Below are 16498 nucleotides of genomic sequence, written 5' to 3'. Positions count from 1 at the left end.
CTTGCTGGCGCAGTTTCTGAGAAAAACAGGAGTTACTCGTATGAAGAAGTTCGCTATTGCTGCTGCCACCGCTACTGCACTGACTCTGACTATGGCCAACGCTGCCTTCGCTCAGACCGCCGCTACCCCAATGGTCGTAGCTGCTAACACCACTACTCAAGAAGTTAAACAAGACACTTCTGATACCTGGATCACCACCAAGGTTAAAGCTGATCTGCTGACCGAAAAAGGCATCCCAGGTTCGGACATCAAGGTAGAAACCAAGAACGGCGTGGTTTCCCTGTCCTCCGAGGTTAAAGTAACCGAAACTCAAAAAACTACAGCTGTTGCCATCGCCAAGAAAATCAAAGGCGTTAAAGGCGTCACAGCTGAAGCCCTGAAAGCTGAGTAATCAGACATTCATCGCTGAACGAGTAAAGGGATTGGCGGGTAACCTGGATGGGTAACCGCTGATTCTGGAAAGGTTCATGCGAAGGACCACAAGGATGTGGTCATTAAAGGCCCCGGCGGAAACGTCGGGGCTTTTTCTATTGGTGTGGCCCTACTCGACGTGGGACCGGCTTTAGCCGGGAAGGCAGCATTCAGAACGATACAAATGCGACGGCTGTGCGGGCCTCTTCCCGGCTAAAGCCGGCCCCACGTCTGAACGCGGTATTCCCTAATTCCCCCGCTTGCTGTCGATCCTTACCAGTCGACCGCCCTCAAAGCGCAGGTACTGATACATGCCGTGGTCCGGTCCATAGATCCACTCTTCGATCTTCACCTCTTCAGACTGGCGATAATTGCCGCTGAAGGTCTCCTTGGAGCCGATGACTTCCTGGCTCACGGGAGCGCCGCACTTTTGCTGTACTTCAAACGCACGATCACCGGCGCTGATGAGCTGACTGCCGCAGCGCAAGGTGGAAGCCTGAGCAGAAGCGCAAACCGCGAACAAGACGAAGCATGCAATCAAAGGGGTACGCATAGTTACTCACTGTCCAGATGCAGTGGGCTGATCACGCTGCCATCTTTCTCTGCCTGACCAAGCCTGGCATCGACAAAATAGACGCGCTCGTCTTCGAGCTTACCCTTGTCCACAAGATAATCCTTGATGCTGCTGGCACGGTTCTGCCCGAGTTCGCGCAACAGTACCTCGTTGCCGCTCCAGAACTGAATAATCTCGGAACGCATCTTGTTGGAGCGCTCCTCCTTGCCCAGGTCCGCCCATTGCGCTGGCGGCTGCTTTTTCAGGCGTGCGCGGTAAATGCCTTCCAGCATTGGCGCTTTTTCGCTGTCAGGCACATCAACCATGGCCGCTCTGGCCGGAACCTTGTCGCCGCGGCGCTGAAGGATCTTGTAGTACGTGTATTGGTATTCGCGTTCGAGACGCTGCTGGGCGAGGAACGGGCCATCGCTGCTCGCCGCACTGGTGCCTTCAATCTCAAGACGCAGGGTAGGGCGTTCCTTGAGGGCTGCTGCGAGCTTATCCAGTGCTTTCTGGGTGTCCGGGCTCAGTTCGGTGGCTCCGGGCGCGAACCTTATGCTGCTCAAGTCCTCAGAGCCTCCGCCGCCGACCAATCCGCCAATGAACTTGAACGGCGATGCCGCGGCACGGACAACAAGATTACGCAGGGTCTGCCAGACAATCGGCATGACGCTGAACTGGGGGTTATTCAAATCCCCGGAGACCGGCAGCTCAATGGAAATCTTGCCGTCCACGTCTTTGAGCAGCGCCACTGCCAGTCGCAATGGAAGATTGACGGCGTCTGGGCTATCAACCTTCTCGCCCAGTTCCAGCTGCTCGACCACAACCTTGTTTTGAGCCAGCAACTGGCCTTTGGTGATCTTGTAATGCAGGTCCAGATTGAGTCGACCCTTGCGGATGCGATACCCGGCGAACTTGCCCGAGTACGGCGTCAGTGTGGTCAGTTCCACGCGTTTGAAGCTGGTGGCGATGTCCAGCGCAGACATCGGGTCAAACGGGTTCAGGCTGCCTTTGATCGTGACCGGCGCATACCTGTCCACTTTGCCGTTGACGTCGACCGTGGCAGGGCTGGATTGGCGATTATCCAGCGTGCCGATACGCCCATTGAGTTGCTGAACCGCAGTGGCGAAGTTCGGTGTAAGGCTGAAGTCAGCAAAGTTGGCTGAACCGTCATTGATATTCACTTCGCCGATACGAATGCCCAGCGGCTTTTCCTTGGGAGCTGAAGCACTGGTCTTGGCGACCGGCTTTTTGTCTGCCGGTTGCGGGATCAGCAGGTCATCGATATTGGTCGTCCGGTCATTATTGATCATGAAGCGCGCATAAGGCTGCTCCAGATTGACCCTGGCAATGTTCAGACTGTCGCCGTGCTCGTAATTGAGGCCTTCCAGCGTGAGCTTTTGCCACTTGAGGAAGTCACGTTTTTTCTGCGTATCCAACGTGTGCAACTGTTCGACTTGCGCCTTGCCATTGATATTGAACGCCAGTGGTTCGGTGCTTTTAAGGTTGACCGCCAGATCGCTCCCCAGCATGCCGCTGCGCAGTTCCAGCTGAATGAACGGGCTGATGTAAGCCTGAGCCACACGTAGATCGATGTCTTTGGTGGTGACCTGCAGCTTTGCGCTGACCGGGTTCAGATTGACATCGCCCGCAGCGGTAAGCTTGCCCTGCTTGCCCACGCCGGTATCGAGCTTCAGGGTAAACGGTGATTTGTTCAGGCTGTCGAAGTTCTGCATGTCCAGATTCAACGGGCCCACGTCCAGCGCGACCGGCTCTTTCTGGCTGCGGTCTGCAAGGTGAACCTGATAGTCACGCAGTTGCACGTCTTTGAGCAGCACTTGCCATGGCTTGGAAGCGGCCGCTGGTTTGGCAGCAGTTGGTTGAGCATCGGCCGTTGCGGGTGCCGGTGCTGCCTTGTCGTCCACCGCAGGTTTCGCGTCAGGTGTGGCGGCTGATTTGGCAGCAGGTCTGGCGGGCTGACTCGCGAACAGCTTTTGCCAGTCAAGCTGACCATCTGCTTCCAGCGCTGCCCAGGTTTCCAGCCGGTTACTGCGGACCTTGCCGACCGTGACTAATTGTTTAGCCAGATCGACGGAGCTCTCGGTGACGTCAAGGCGCTGCAAGCGTGCCAGTGGGCGTCCATCCGGAGCGTCGATGGCGAACGGCGCAATGCTTAGCGCGGTGTCAGTCAGCTTGAATTCGGTTTCTTTCGAAAGATTGAGCGAATAGGCGGTGCTGAAATTGAGTACGCCGTCTTTCAACACCAGTGGCAGCGCGTCACGCACGTAAGGCCACCAGAGCTTCATCTTGCTGTCAGTGACTTTCAAAGTGCCTTGTGAGGTGATTGGAATCAGGCTTATACGTCCGACCCAATCAATCTGGCCGCCATCAGGACCGGCGGCGACCAGTGTCATGTCCGCATTGTCTTCAGGCAATGTGCTGAGGTTTTTCAGCTCAAAGTTCAGTTTGTCGTAAAGGAACTCAATAGGTTCGCCAGGGCGCATGTCTTTAAAATGCACGTAACCGTCGGCCAGCTTGATCTCGTCGATACGCAGCGGGAAAGGCTTGCTGGCCGGTTCATCGGCGGCAGCGGGTTCGTTCGGCGGCAGCTTGAATAGTTGAGTCAGGTTCAGCGCGCCGTTTTTATCGAACAACAGCTCTGTCTTGGGCTTGACCAGCTCAATGGCCTGCAAATGCAGGGCGCGGGTCCATAGGCTATCGATCTGCAGATCGGCGTAAAGCTTTTCAAAAGCAATCTGTTCTTTGCCCGGCGCGCCGATATTCAGGCCCCATAGGGTCAGCTTCAGGCTGTAGGGATTGAACTCAATACGCTCCAGTCGTGCCGGAACGGTGGAATACTTCTCCAGTTGCTGGTTGGCAATGCGCAAACCAACACCGGGCAAAATCAGAAAGCCCAGAACGCTATAGAGTCCGAAAACGACCAGCAGGGTACCAATCGTGCGTATCAATCCTTTGGACATGTGAGGCATCGTCTCTCTTTATCGGACTTTATGGGAGCTCCTTGGAGTATGGCATGCCAATCTGGTTCCGAAGGCACCGCCTCTCCATGTCGTAGGATATTTCCCTAAACTCTGTACGGTGATCAGAGGTGCAAGATCAGGGTCTTCAGCGGTGGCTGATTGTCCATTGAGGGAAAGTCCACAGCGGGCGGCATGACCTGCCAATCGCGGACCGGCCGCCCGCTCTTGGTGGCGCAACGCAGTACCTGCTCGCGCCAATCATCCATGCTGACTTTTGCCAGGTTATTGCAGCAGATCAATACGCCATCTTCGGCGGTGGTCAGCAGCGCAGGCTTGAGCAGGCTTTGATAATCACGCAGCAAGTCCACTGTGCCGAAAGCGCTTTTCGCCCATGCGGGTGGGTCGAGCAGGACCAGATCGTACTGGCGCTGCTCAAGCTTCACGTAGTCGGGCAGTTTGTGACCGCGTCGCTGGGTGACGGGCAGACCTGCCAACTGACGGATTGCTGGGAAGTAGTCGGACTGGATGAACGACATACCCGGCAGGTGCGGATTAAGTGCGCCGTTTTCACGACCGACTGCCAGGTTGCCTTCCGCGAAGTCCAGGTTGCACACCTCGCTGGCACCGCCCGCCGCCGCACTCAGGCCAACACCGCAGGTATACGCAAACAGGTTGAGCACGCTTTTGCCCTTACTGTGCTGCTTGACCCAACCCCGAGTGTTGCGCAGGTCAAGAAACAACAACGGATCTTGCCCGGCATGTCGCCCACGCACGCGATAATTGAGGCCCCATTCGTGGCCGATCAGGTCTTCCAGTGCTGCGGGTTCGGCTTTGTAGACGGCGTCTTCGCGATCAATCCGTGAGTTACCTTGGGAGCGATCGTTGTAAACCAGCAGGAAATCCAGGCCCAGCCGGGCGTTTACGGCAGCGTGCAGCTCAAGCAATACGTCGCGCTCAAGGCGCGTATGGAAACTCTGCACCAGCAATTGCGGGCCGTAGCGGTCGATGGTCAGGCCGCTGGCGCCTTCCTGGCTGCCGTGGAACAGCCGATAACAGTCCGTACCTTGCTGATGCAGCTCGGCGAGCAGAGGTTGACGGTTATCGAGGGCGACACTAAGCGCCTGAATCAAGGAAGACATGCGAAGCGCCTTGGCTGGATGTAGGCGCGGCAGTTTATCAGGTCAGGCCTGATGTCAGGTTGTGAATGCAATACCAGCGGGATCTGCGCAAGACGTGGGACCGGCTTTAGCCGGGAAGGCGGCATTTGTTTCGATACACATTTGGCGGATGTACCGGCCTCTTCCCGGCCAAAGCCGGTCCCACGTCAGCTAGCAAGGTCTTCCACAGGGATCGCATTCCAATGCAGCACCTGTGGAGGTTTTGATTACCGCGCCAATGCCAGCGCCACGCCTTGGCCACCACCAATACACAAGGTCGCGAGGCCCTTTTTGGCGTCGCGCTTGATCATCTCGTGCAGCAGGGTGACCAGCACGCGGCAGCCTGATGCGCCAATCGGGTGGCCCAACGCAATGGCTCCGCCGTTGACGTTGACCTTCGCCATGTCCCAACCCAGCTCTTTACCGACGGACAATGCCTGTGCGGCAAAGGCTTCGTTAGCTTCGATAAGCTCCAGTTGCTCAATCGACCAACCGGCTTTATCCAGGCAGCGACGGGTCGCACTGACCGGGCCGATGCCCATGATTGCCGGGTCAACACCGGCATTGGCATAGGCGGCAATGCGCGCCAGCACGGGCAAGCCCAGCTCTGCAGCCTTGGCCGCACTCATCAGGATTACCGCAGCCGCGCCGTCGTTCAGCGATGAGGCGTTACCCGCCGTCACCGAACCGTCCTTCTTGAAAGCGGGTTTGAGTTTGCCCAGTGTTTCAGCGGTGGTGCCTGCGCGCGGTTGCTCGTCGGTTGCGAAGGCCACAGGGTCGCCTTTGCGCTGAGGGATCAGAATCGGCGTGATCTCATCAACGAAGCGTCCGCCCTCAATCGCAGCAACGGCTTTCTGCTGAGAGGATGCGGCGAACGCATCCTGAGCTTCGCGGCTGATTTCGTACTTGTCAGCCAGATTTTCCGCCGTGATGCCCATGTGATAGTCGTTGAAGGCATCCCACAAACCATCGCTGATCATCGTATCCACCAGCGTGCTGTGCCCCATGCGCAGACCGGTTCGTGCGCCCGGCATAACGTAGTTGGACAGGCTCATGTTTTCCTGGCCGCCTGCAATGATCACCTCGGCGTCGCCACAGCGAATCGCCTGGGTTGCCAGGTGCAGTGCTTTAAGGCCCGAGCCGCAGACTTTATTGAGGGTCATCGCCGGAACCGCAAAGGGCAGGCCTGCCTTGATCGCTGCCTGGCGCGCCGGGTTCTGACCGGCGCCGGCCGTGAGCACCTGCCCCATGATCACTTCATCGACCTGCGCACCATCGAGTCCAGTCTGCGTCAGAAGCTGGCGAATAACCGCTGCGCCCAGATCGACTGCGGAAACATTCGCCAGTGAACCCTGGAAGCTTCCGACAGCGGTACGAGTAGCGGCAACGATAACGACGTCTTGCATGGCGCAGATCCTCACTTTTATTGGTTTACCTCAGGCACGGAGCAGATGGCCTGATGGCTGTGATAGAAGGCTTTCGATAGAAGAGAATACATGTTGGCACAGAAGGCGGTTCAGCTTCCAACCGAGAACTGCCCGGTCCGATTCTGCGATTACAGCCCCATCCGCCGCCGCGCCCGATGAATCGACCCGTTGCGAACCGCCCAGCGCAACACCGGCGCGCTGCGCTTTACGCTTGCGCGGATCATGCGTCGCTGGAGCGGGGTTTGCTGCACGCCCAGCATCTCACTCGCCCAGTTCGGTAACAGATCAATGCCTGCCTGCATCATCAGTGCGCCCATGGGCTTGGCCAGCAGGCTTGGTGCGGGTGCGTTCAGCAGGATGCGCAGCACTTCCTGGCTGCGCTCGTCGCACAGTAATTGAGGGCGTATCTGTTGCAGATAATCGGCAATGGCCTGGGCTGAGCGAGGCACGTTCCTGGCGCCGAGACGTTCTGCAATCACGGCGGTTTCGTCGTAGTACTTATCCTGATCGGCCAGGGAAAGCTCGGGATTGAGGTAGCGAAGATGCGCCGCGAGGAAGTTGCTGACTTCAGCTACGTGTACCCATGTCAGCAAATCCGGGTCGCTTGCGGCGTAAGGTCGGCCGTCCGGCGCGGTGCCGGTGACCTGCAAGTGGATTGTCCGGACTTTATCGATCAACCAGTTGGCATCATGGGTAGAGCCAAACGTTGTGCCCGAAATAAATTGCCCGGTACGCCGCAGCCGACCGAGCATGTCCTGGCGAAAGTTGGAGTGATCCCAAACCCCCGCCAACGCCAGGGGATGCAATGCTTGAAGCATCAGAGCGCTGATACCGCCAATCAACATGGAAGGAAAATCGCCATGGACTTGCCAGCAGATGGCGTCCGGCCCGAACAAACCCGGATCGCCCTTGGGATTTTCCAGATCGAGTTGGCCGAGGGATAAGCCTGTCAGGCTCATGACCTGGGTTTCGATACGACTGCGGATGAATTCCATGGGGGCTCGGCAAATTAAAAGCGTATTAACGTAGGACCGGCTTTAGCCGGGAGAGGGCCGGTACATCTGCTGAATTCCTTCGATCTGGAATGACGCCCTCCCGGCTAAAGCCGGTCCTACGGATTGAGGCGGTACACCACTTAGCGACCATGCCCCGCTTCGCCCTCTGATTCAAGTCTTGTCAGCGATGCAGTAGATATCTGTTACCTAAGCTCACTAAATACCTCGGATATAGGCCTGTTCCGACAGACTTCTCCCTTTCCTCTGAGTGAAGTTTCCTAGAAAATCCTGACCCCTTGCGTGGGTGAATTTTGCTCTCTAGGCTGCGCCGGTCACTGCTCATCAGTGATCGGGTTTAGCAGCCTGTTCCGCAATTTCTACGACGCGCTTTACCGCTTATGGCGGCTTTGCGTGGGGCACTTTCGAGTGCGCCGGTTTTGTAGGTTGCGCCGGTCTGCTAACCCGCGACAAAGCTGCCACCTCTTGTTTGTTTAGCAGCGAACATCCGGTGGCCCTAACGGGAGCAACCTGCATGAAAAAAGTAACACCGGATCCACCAGACATTTCCCTCGAACAATCCTTGCTGCACATCAGCGAACTCCTGCGTTGCGCTGCCGCGACGGCGTACGAATCAGGCGACAGCCTCAACGGCCCGAAACGTGACCTGGCGTTTTCGGTGGTGCACTTGATTGGCATGGCCAGGGCTGAACTGGATCGCTCGTTGGCGCGGGTTGAGGTGCACTGAACCCGGCGCAGGAAGCAAACTTACGACGTGGGACCGGCTTTAGCCGGGAAGAGGCCAGTACAGTTGACACATTTGTATTGTTAGAAAGACCGCTTTCCCGGCTAAAGCCGGTCCCACGTCGTACATCTGCTTGCAGGCGTAAAAAACAAAACCCGCCGTCTCTTGCGAGAACAGCGGGTCTGGGTATTGCTTGAGGCCAATCAGCCGCGGTGACGGCCGCGGAAGTAGTTGATCAGACCTTGAGTCGAAGCATCATCGGCTGGCTGTTCGGTGCCGCCGGTCAGGCGTTGGTAAACGGCCTTACCCATTTCCTTGCCCAGCTCCACGCCCCACTGGTCGAAGGCATTGATGCCCCAGACCACGCTCTGCACGAATACCTTGTGTTCATACATCGCCACCAGCGCACCCAGGCGACGAGGGCTGATGCGCTCGACCACCAAGGTGTTGCTCGGACGGTTGCCCGGAATGACCTTGTGCGGTGCAAGCTTCTGCACGTCTTCTTCGCTCAGGCCTTTGTCGCGCAGTTCGGCTTCGGCTTCGGCGCGGGTCTTGCCGATCATCAGGGCCTGGCTCTGGGACAGGCAGTTGGCGTACAGCCACTGATGGTGATCGGACACCGGGTTGAAGCTGACGATCGGCACGATGAAATCTGCCGGAATCAGCTGGGTGCCTTGATGCAGCAATTGGTGATAAGCATGCTGGCCATTGCAACCTACGCCACCCCAGATCACTGGGCCAGTGTCAGTCAGCGCAGGCGTACCGTCCTGACGGACGCTCTTGCCGTTGGATTCCATGTCCAGCTGTTGCAGGTGCTTGGTGATGTTACGCAGGTAGTGGTCGTAAGGCAGGATCGCGTGGCTCTGCGCGCCCCAGAAATTCCCGTACCAGACGCCCAGCAAACCCAGCAGCACAGGCATGTTCTGCTCGAAATCTGCGTTCAGGAAGTGTTGATCCATGGAGTACGCGCCGGACAACAGTTCCTTGAAGTTGGACATGCCGATGGCCAGCGCAATCGGCAGACCAATGGCCGACCACAGCGAGTAACGACCGCCGACCCAGTCCCACATCGGGAAGATGTTTTCTTCGCGGATGCCAAATGCCACGGCCGCTGCGTTGTTGCTCGACACTGCGATGAAGTGACGATACAGCTCGGCCTCGGAACCGCCTTGTGCCAGATACCAGGCACGCGCCGCAGTGGCGTTCTTGAGGGTTTCCAAGGTGGTGAAGGTCTTCGACGAAACGATAAACAGCGTCGTTTCAGCACGCAGCTTCATGGTCAGCTCGTGGAACTCACTGCCATCGATGTTCGCCAGATAGTGACAGCGCACGCCTTTCTGCGCGTAGGAAAGCAGCGCTTCAGACACCAGCTCGGGGCCGAGGAACGAGCCACCGATGCCGATGTTCACTACGTCGGTGATCGGCTTTTCGCTGTAACCGCGCCACAGGCCATCGTGAATACGGCCGACCAGATCAGTCATCTGGTTCAGCACTTTGTGTACTTCAGGCATCACGTTGACGCCGTTGACCTGCAGTTTGTCGCCAACCGGGCGGCGCAGCGCGGTGTGCAACGCCGGGCGACCTTCGGAGGAGTTGACCAGTTCGCCGTCGTATTGCGCCTTGATGGCGTCTTTGAGGCCCACTTCGTTGGCCAACTGGACCAGCAAGTCACGGGTCTCTGCGTTGATCAGGTTTTTCGAGTAATCGAGAAACAGTCCGCAGCTACTGAGGGTGAATTGGTCGAAACGCTGCGGGTCAGCATTGAAGGCTTCGCGCATGCTGAAATCCTGCATGGCTTGGCGGTGTTGGTTGAGCGCCTGCCATGCGGGCAGGGCGGTCACATCAGAAGGGGTGCGGTAGTACGCCATCGCTGCGGGTTTCCTTGTACTTGGAACTGGCTAAACACTGAAAGCGAAGATAAGCAGACTTTTTAATCGTGGCACCAAGACTAAACATAATGTGCGGCTGTGTCTGCGCCTGAACTGCTCGGTGCCCGGTACTATTTCACATGTTGCTGTCTGTTGGATGAACAGACGCAATGAAACCGGTACGAATAGGGCATTGCGGGGGTGGCTAAGTTCATTGCCCCGGCACGTAGCTGTTCAGGGTTGGAATGCAATCTCTTGTGGGAGCGGTGCTTGCCCGCGATAAGGGCACCGCGATTCTAACGTGAATCACGTCCAGCCTTATCGCGGGCAAGCACCGCTCCCACAGGACCTTTGTTTCCTGCACGGCGTAGCGGTGTCAGGAAAGCCGACAAGCTCAGTGCTGCTCCCGATTCAAATGCAGGTTATCAATCAATCGGGTCTTGCCCAGAAACGCTGCCGCCAGAATCACCAGATCGCTGTCTTGCTCAGTCGCAGGTCGCAGGCTGGTGGCTTCGCGGATTTCCAGATAATCGGGGCGCAACCCCGCTGCTTCAAGCTGGCGCTTACCGGCGTCCAGCAAGGTAACGAAGTTTTTGTCGCCATTATCAACTGCTGCGCCGATTTGCTGGATGACCTTGTAAAGCACAGGCGCGGTCGCGCGCTGTTCTTCATTGAGATAACCGTTACGCGAGGACAGCGCCAGGCCGTCTTCGGCGCGCACGGTCGGCTCGCCAATGATCTGGATCGGCATGTTCAGGTCGCGAACCAGCGCACGGATGACCGCCAGTTGCTGAAAGTCTTTTTCGCCGAACACGGCCAGATCAGGCTGAACCATGTTGAACAGCTTGCTGACAACCGTCGATACGCCATCGAAATGGCCGGGGCGACTGGCGCCGCACAGACCTTCGGAAATAACCGGCACGCTGACCACGGTCTGATCCGCCATGCCATGGGGATACATCTCTTCGACATTGGGCGTGAACAGCAAATGACAGCCTGCTTCGAGCAGTCTTTCCTGATCGGCAGCCAGGGTACGAGGGTAGGTCGCCAGGTCTTCGTTGGGCCCGAACTGCATCGGATTGACGAAAATGGTCGCCACTACAAAGTCAGCGCGTTGTGCGGCTTTGGTGACCAGTGCCGCATGGCCGCTGTGCAGGTTGCCCATGGTCGGCACCAGGCCGATCCGTTTGCCTTCACTGCGCGCACGAGCGACAGCAGCGCGCAGTTCGCGTACGGTTTTTACTGTGTTCATGCGGAGAATCCGTGTTCAGTGCCGGGGAAACTGACGTCTTTTACGGCGCTGACATAGGCGCGGAATGCGGCCTGGATGTCAGGTTGGCCGACCATGAAGTTCTTTACGAACTTGGGCACGCGTCCGGTAATGGAAAGGCCAAGCATGTCATGCATGACAAGCACCTGGCCGTCAGTGGCGCTGCCCGCGCCGATGCCGATGACCGGGATCTTCACGGCATGGCTGATTTCCTGAGCCAGTTCGCTCGGCACGCATTCCAGCAGAAGCATCGCCGCACCGGCCTGTTCAAGGGTAATGGCGTCTGCTCGCATCTGGCGCGCCTGGGTTTCCAGACGCCCCTGAACCTTGTAACCACCGAGCACATTGACCGATTGCGGTGTCAGGCCCATGTGCGCACAGACCGGGATACCACGATCTGCCAGCAGCCGAATCGACTCGGCCAGCCATGCCGCGCCTTCAATCTTGACTAGGTGCGCACCGGCTTGCATCAGCGCAGCGCTGTTGGTGTAGGTTTGCTCAAGGGTGGCGTAGGACATGAAGGGCAGGTCAGCCATAATCAACGCGCCCTGGTTGCCACGTTTGACGCAGGCAACGTGATAAGCCATGTCGGCCGTGGTCACTGGCAGTGTGCTGTCATGTCCCTGCAGGACCATGCCCAACGAGTCGCCGACCAGCAGCACTTCGACGCCTGCTTCGCTGGCGGCATGGGCAAAGGTCGCGTCATAGCATGTCAGCATGGTGATCTTTTCACCTTTCTGCTTGAGAGCCTGCAACGACGTTACGGTGATATCTGGCATGGAAAAGTCCTCTGTCAGGCGCGGTGAATACGACGGCGAGCAGCGCGTGAGATTCATCCGGTTCAAGCAGGTACACCGTCGTGTGCGGTGTTTGAAAGCAGCCTGCTTGCGCCCATAAGCCAGCGATCAGGCTGGCGGGACGCCTATCTTCGTGACGAGGGGGGATTAAGTCAATTGCCGGTTTTAACGATTCAACTGCCGTTTGAGCGGTGTGTTACCGGGCGCTTGGCGATTACGCCTGAGGCACCAAACGTTCAATGCCTTCAAAGGGGCAGCGGGTCAGCAATTTGCTCAGGGAGCGGCCGTCGGCCAGTTGCAAATCGGGCGCAAGTTCCGCCAATGGGTAGAGCACGAAAGCCCGGGCCTGCATGTGGTAATGCGGCACTTTGAGACGGGGTTCGTCGATCAATCGCTCACCGAATACCAGAATGTCCAGGTCCAGTGTCCGCGGCCCCCAGCGCTCGGTGCGTTCACGGCCTTGATCCAGTTCGATAGCCTGTAGCGCGTCAAGCAGGGCAAGCGGTTCGAGGGTGGTGTCCAGCGCTGCAACTGCGTTGGTGTAACGCGGCTGATTGGGCAGCAGCGAGTCGCTTACGTAGAAGGAAGAGACGCCGACCCACTGGCTCTGCGGCAACCTGGCCAATGCCCTGATGGCATGGCGCAGTTGCTCGGCGGGGGCAGCCAGGTTACTGCCCATGCCTATATAGACGCGTTCCACGTGTTACTCGCCCGATGCGGCCGGTTCGCCACCGGCACGTTTGCGTTTGGTGCCACTGCTGCGGCGACGTTTGCGCGGGGCACCCGCTTCGGGCTTGCTGCCAAGCTCGCTGATCATGGTGCGACGTTCGCTGTCGTTGGCGTCCTGATAGTCAGTCCACCATTCGCCCAGACCATCGGTTTCTTCGCCTGCACTTTCACGCAACAGCAAGAAATCGTAACCGGCCCGGAAGCGTGGATTGTCGAGCAGCAGGTCGGCGCGCTTGCCGGAGCGGCGCGGCAGACGTTCCTGCATGTCCCAGATTTCCCGGATCGGCATGGTGAAGCGCTTCGGAATCGCAATACGCTGGCACTGCTCGATGATCAGTTCGTTGGCCGCTTCCTGCATGGCAGGGATTGGCGGCATGCCGCGTTCCTGCAAGCGCAGCACTTTGGCTGGCAGCGCAGGCCACAGCAGAGCAGCGAACAGGAAGGCCGGTGTCACCGGTTTGTTCTGCTTGATACGCAGGTCAGTGTTGGCCAGTGCCTGGCTGATCAGCGTATGGGTGTAGGTCGGACGGTATTCCAGAGCCTTGGCGCTGGCCGGGAACAGCGGGTCAAACAACTCCAGGTCCACCAGCATTTCGAAGGTGGGTTCCGCGTAACCGGAGAGGAACAGCTTGAGCACTTCTTCGAACAGGCGTGCCGACGGAATATCGCGCAGCATCGGTGCCAGGGGACGAATCGGCGTGGCGCTGTGCTTCTCGATGCCGAAGTCCAGCTTGGCGGCGAAACGCACCGCACGCAGCATGCGCACCGGGTCTTCCTTATAACGCTGCTCCGGATCGCCAATCAGGCGGATCAGGCGGTTGCGAATGTCGTGTACGCCGTTGGCGTAGTCTAGGATGCGCTCGCTAACCGGGTCGTAATACAGGGCGTTGATCGTAAAGTCGCGGCGCTGGGCATCGTCTTCAAGGGTGCCGTAAACATTGTCGCGCAGAATCCGACCGCTCTCGTTACGTGAAGACTGGTTGCTGTCCTCTTCCTCATCATCTTGCGGATGATTGGCGCGGAACGTCGCCACTTCGATGATTTCACGACCGAAGTGGATGTGAACCAGCTTGAACCGGCGGCCAATGATGCGGGCATTGCGGAATTCGGCACGCACCTGCTCCGGCGTGGCGCTGGTGGCGACGTCGAAATCCTTGGGCGTGATATTCAGCATCAGGTCACGAACGCAGCCGCCGACCAGATAAGCCTGATAGCCCGCATTTTGCAGGCGCTCGACGATATTCACCGCATAACGGCTGAATTGGCCGCGTTGCAGCGAGTGTTGGCTGCTGTTGAGCACTTCAGGCGTGCTGCGGATATGTTGCTGCGGTTTACGCAGTGGAGTACGAAATGACTGGAACAGCTTCTTCAGCATGGGATGCACTGTTTGAAGGAATATTCGGCCAAAAACAAAGAATGACCGCATGATGGGCGGGGATTCTAGCATTTAGTCAGGGGATGGTGTAGGAAGCTGCGCGATGGCGTTTCGGCTGGCGCATTACGGGTGGCGGGCCCGGCCTTTGTGGATAGTGTTCCAGGTTCAGTTCTTGCGTGCAGGATGTGTCAGGAGGGAGTTTTCTGCAGAAGCTACTGGGGGAGCCGAAGCTCCCCCAAAGTGTGTGCTCTTATTTTTATTTTATCTGTGGGCTTCTTGTTTTTGTTGAGTGCCCATTCACGAGACTTTCGTCTGTGAAACCTCCCAATCGGGAGTCAAGAGCAAACGGATTGCTTTGGTCGCTGTGTTGCAATGATCATTCGATCCAACCAGTTCAGGCGCTACATAAGGGTAGTTTTTGTTGTTCTCGGCCTGGTTGCGGGGCAAGCCCCAAATACAACGCCTCTCCAAAAGAATCAGTTAGCTGCGCCTCCGCCGTGTTGTTCTTGTTATGCGTGAGTCGATTCGTATTGTTTTTATTATGGTGTGTTGCACTGCGAGTTTTTATTGTTCTTGTACTAGAGATATAGCAGGACCTGTGCCAACTTTTGAAAACCCTTTAAAACCGGGGGCTGTAGCGGATTGGCGGTTTTTCAGGCACAAAAAAGCCGGGATTTTCGTTACCGTAAACCCCGGCTTTTGTTACGTGCATCCTGTGAAGGTAACAGTTTCTGGCCTGACCGGAAGGCGCAGGCCAGAGCCTCCTGATCAGGTTTCGCTGGCGACGCCTTTGCGGCGAGGAATGCCCAGTCGCTGACGACGTTCCCACAGGCACTTACGACTGACGCCCAGCTTGCGGGCCAGCTCGGTCTCGGTCATGTGGTCCTGATGTTCAAGAACGAAGTGCTGGAAGTAATCCTCCAGGGACAGGTCTTCTGTGGGCTCATGGCTGGTGGAACTGGACGAGCCTTGCTGTGGGGCCAGGCCGATGAAGTCGTCCAGATCGCTCAATTCGATGTCGATGCCCAGCAATTCGGCAGAGATTTCCGGGCTTTCGCACAGAATGACCGCTCGCTCCACGGCGTTTTCAAGCTCACGCACGTTACCAGGCCAGGTGTACTGGCGAATGGCGAGCTCGGCGTCCGGGGCAAATCTCAGATCGTTACGACCGGCTTTCAGGCTTTGACGGGTCAGGAAGGCGCGGGCGATATCCAGCACATCGTTACCGCGCTCGCGCAATGCCGGAAGCTTCAAGGCAATAACGTGCAGACGGTAATAAAGGTCTTCGCGGAACTGGCCGACTTTCGCCAGGCTTTTCAGGTCCCGGTGGGTAGCCGCGATCAGGCGAACATCGACTTTCTGCGATTGCACGGAGCCCACGCGACGAATTTCGCCTTCCTGCAGAACGCGCAACAGACGTGCCTGAGCTTCCAGTGGCAGTTCGCCGATTTCGTCGAGGAACAACGTGCCGCCATCGGCCGCTTCCACAAGGCCCGCACGACCGGCACTCGCGCCAGTGAACGCGCCTTTCTCGTGGCCGAACAGCTCGGACTCGATCAGGGTTTCTGGAATCGCCGCACAGTTGACCGAGATCATCGGTGCTTTGGCGCGACGCGACAGGTTGTGCAGGGCACGTGCCACCAACTCTTTACCGGTGCCTGATTCGCCCTGAATCAGCACGTTGGAGTCGGTGGGGGCGACCTTGCGAATTTTGCTGTAGAGGTCCTGCATGGGCGCGCAGGAACCAATGATGCCGATTTCGCCGTTGCTGTTATCAACGCCTGCTTTATCCGGACTGGCCGCTTTGGCTGCGTTGCGATCAGCCTGAATGCTTTGCACGGTCTGGCGATCACGCAGGATGCGCGCGACCGCTTGCAGCATTTCGTCGTGGTCGAATGGCTTGGCAATGTAATCGACAGCGCCCATTTTCATGGAATCGACAGCCGAGCGCAGGCTCGCGTAGCTGGTCATGATCAGCACCGGTTTGCCCTCGCCAAGCTTGATCAGCTCAGTACCGGGAGCCCCGGGCAAGCGCAAATCGCTGACGATCAGATCAAACGAGGGGATGCTGAAACGTTCCTGGGCTTCCTGCACCGAACCTGCTTCGCTGACCTGATACTGGTTACGTTCCAGCAGGCGACGCAGGGCGGAGCGGATGATGGTTTCGTCTTCGACGATCAGAATATGGGGCAT

At 57.7% G+C, this 16498-nt stretch carries 13 protein-coding genes; 2 read left to right on the top strand and 11 right to left on the bottom strand.

The window, feature by feature from the left end; genetic code table 11:
* Positions 1-40 precede the first annotated feature (40 nt).
* Positions 41-391 carry a BON domain-containing protein gene (locus CKW31_RS18590; RefSeq protein WP_095098297.1) on the top strand — a complete coding sequence of 117 codons (351 nt, stop codon included), beginning with the start codon at positions 41-43 and terminating at the stop codon, positions 389-391.
* Positions 392-658: 267 nt separating this feature from the next.
* Here the strand turns inward: CKW31_RS18590 and CKW31_RS18585 are convergent, their stop codons facing one another.
* From CKW31_RS18585 to CKW31_RS18565, 5 genes are all read right to left on the bottom strand, one after another.
* Complete coding sequence (locus tag CKW31_RS18585; RefSeq protein WP_095098294.1) at positions 659-964, bottom strand: DUF2845 domain-containing protein; 306 nt, start codon at positions 962-964, stop codon at positions 659-661.
* Between the two features lie 2 nt (positions 965-966).
* Entirely contained in the window at positions 967-3945 is a 2979-nt protein-coding gene (locus tag CKW31_RS18580; RefSeq protein ID WP_095098657.1) for a DUF748 domain-containing protein, read from the bottom strand.
* A 122-nt stretch (positions 3946-4067) separates the two neighbouring features.
* The gene (locus tag CKW31_RS18575; protein ID WP_095098291.1) at positions 4068-5084 is read right to left on the bottom strand and encodes a class I SAM-dependent rRNA methyltransferase; all 1017 of its coding nucleotides are present in this window, start codon (positions 5082-5084) and stop codon (positions 4068-4070) included.
* 245 nt (positions 5085-5329) lie between these two features.
* Positions 5330-6508 carry an acetyl-CoA C-acetyltransferase gene (locus CKW31_RS18570; RefSeq protein ID WP_095098288.1) on the bottom strand — a complete coding sequence of 393 codons (1179 nt, stop codon included), beginning with the start codon at positions 6506-6508 and terminating at the stop codon, positions 5330-5332.
* Between the two features lie 149 nt (positions 6509-6657).
* Positions 6658-7524, bottom strand: a complete 867-nt coding sequence (locus CKW31_RS18565) for an oxygenase MpaB family protein (RefSeq protein ID WP_095098285.1) — start codon at positions 7522-7524, stop codon at positions 6658-6660.
* A gap of 532 nt (positions 7525-8056) precedes the next feature.
* On the opposite strand from CKW31_RS18565, the gene CKW31_RS18560 reads away from it, so the two are divergent.
* On the top strand, positions 8057-8269 hold the full coding sequence (locus tag CKW31_RS18560; RefSeq protein WP_095098282.1) for a DUF6124 family protein: 213 nt from the start codon (positions 8057-8059) through the stop codon (positions 8267-8269).
* 200 nt (positions 8270-8469) lie between these two features.
* On the opposite strand, the gene pgi is transcribed toward CKW31_RS18560, so the two are convergent.
* The 6 genes from pgi to CKW31_RS18530 all read right to left on the bottom strand — a co-directional run bounded on the left by pgi (position 8470) and on the right by CKW31_RS18530 (position 16498).
* Positions 8470-10134 (bottom strand): glucose-6-phosphate isomerase, encoded by a 1665-nt coding sequence (pgi, locus tag CKW31_RS18555; protein ID WP_095098279.1) that lies wholly within the window; start codon positions 10132-10134, stop codon positions 8470-8472.
* A 394-nt stretch (positions 10135-10528) separates the two neighbouring features.
* On the bottom strand, positions 10529-11386 hold the full coding sequence (panC, locus tag CKW31_RS18550) for a pantoate--beta-alanine ligase (protein WP_095098277.1): 858 nt from the start codon (positions 11384-11386) through the stop codon (positions 10529-10531).
* Complete coding sequence (panB, locus tag CKW31_RS18545; protein ID WP_095098274.1) at positions 11383-12183, bottom strand: 3-methyl-2-oxobutanoate hydroxymethyltransferase; 801 nt, start codon at positions 12181-12183, stop codon at positions 11383-11385. Before panB ends, panC begins: the two co-directional genes overlap by 4 nt.
* Positions 12184-12415: 232 nt before the next feature.
* Positions 12416-12880, bottom strand: a complete 465-nt coding sequence (gene folK, locus CKW31_RS18540) for a 2-amino-4-hydroxy-6-hydroxymethyldihydropteridine diphosphokinase (RefSeq protein ID WP_080238132.1) — start codon at positions 12878-12880, stop codon at positions 12416-12418.
* A gap of 24 nt (positions 12881-12904) precedes the next feature.
* A complete protein-coding gene (locus tag CKW31_RS18535; protein ID WP_095098271.1) occupies positions 12905-14305 on the bottom strand; it encodes a polynucleotide adenylyltransferase PcnB in 1401 nt (466 codons plus the stop codon).
* Between the two features lie 768 nt (positions 14306-15073).
* On the bottom strand, positions 15074-16498 hold the full coding sequence (locus CKW31_RS18530; protein WP_095098267.1) for a sigma-54 dependent transcriptional regulator: 1425 nt from the start codon (positions 16496-16498) through the stop codon (positions 15074-15076).

Origin of the sequence: Pseudomonas sp. Irchel 3A5 (genome assembly GCF_900187575.1) — a bacterium.
GTDB lineage: Bacteria > Pseudomonadota > Gammaproteobacteria > Pseudomonadales > Pseudomonadaceae > Aquipseudomonas > Aquipseudomonas folii.
Note: the sequence above shows the minus strand (reverse complement) of the source record. Positions and strands in the feature narration are given on the sequence as shown.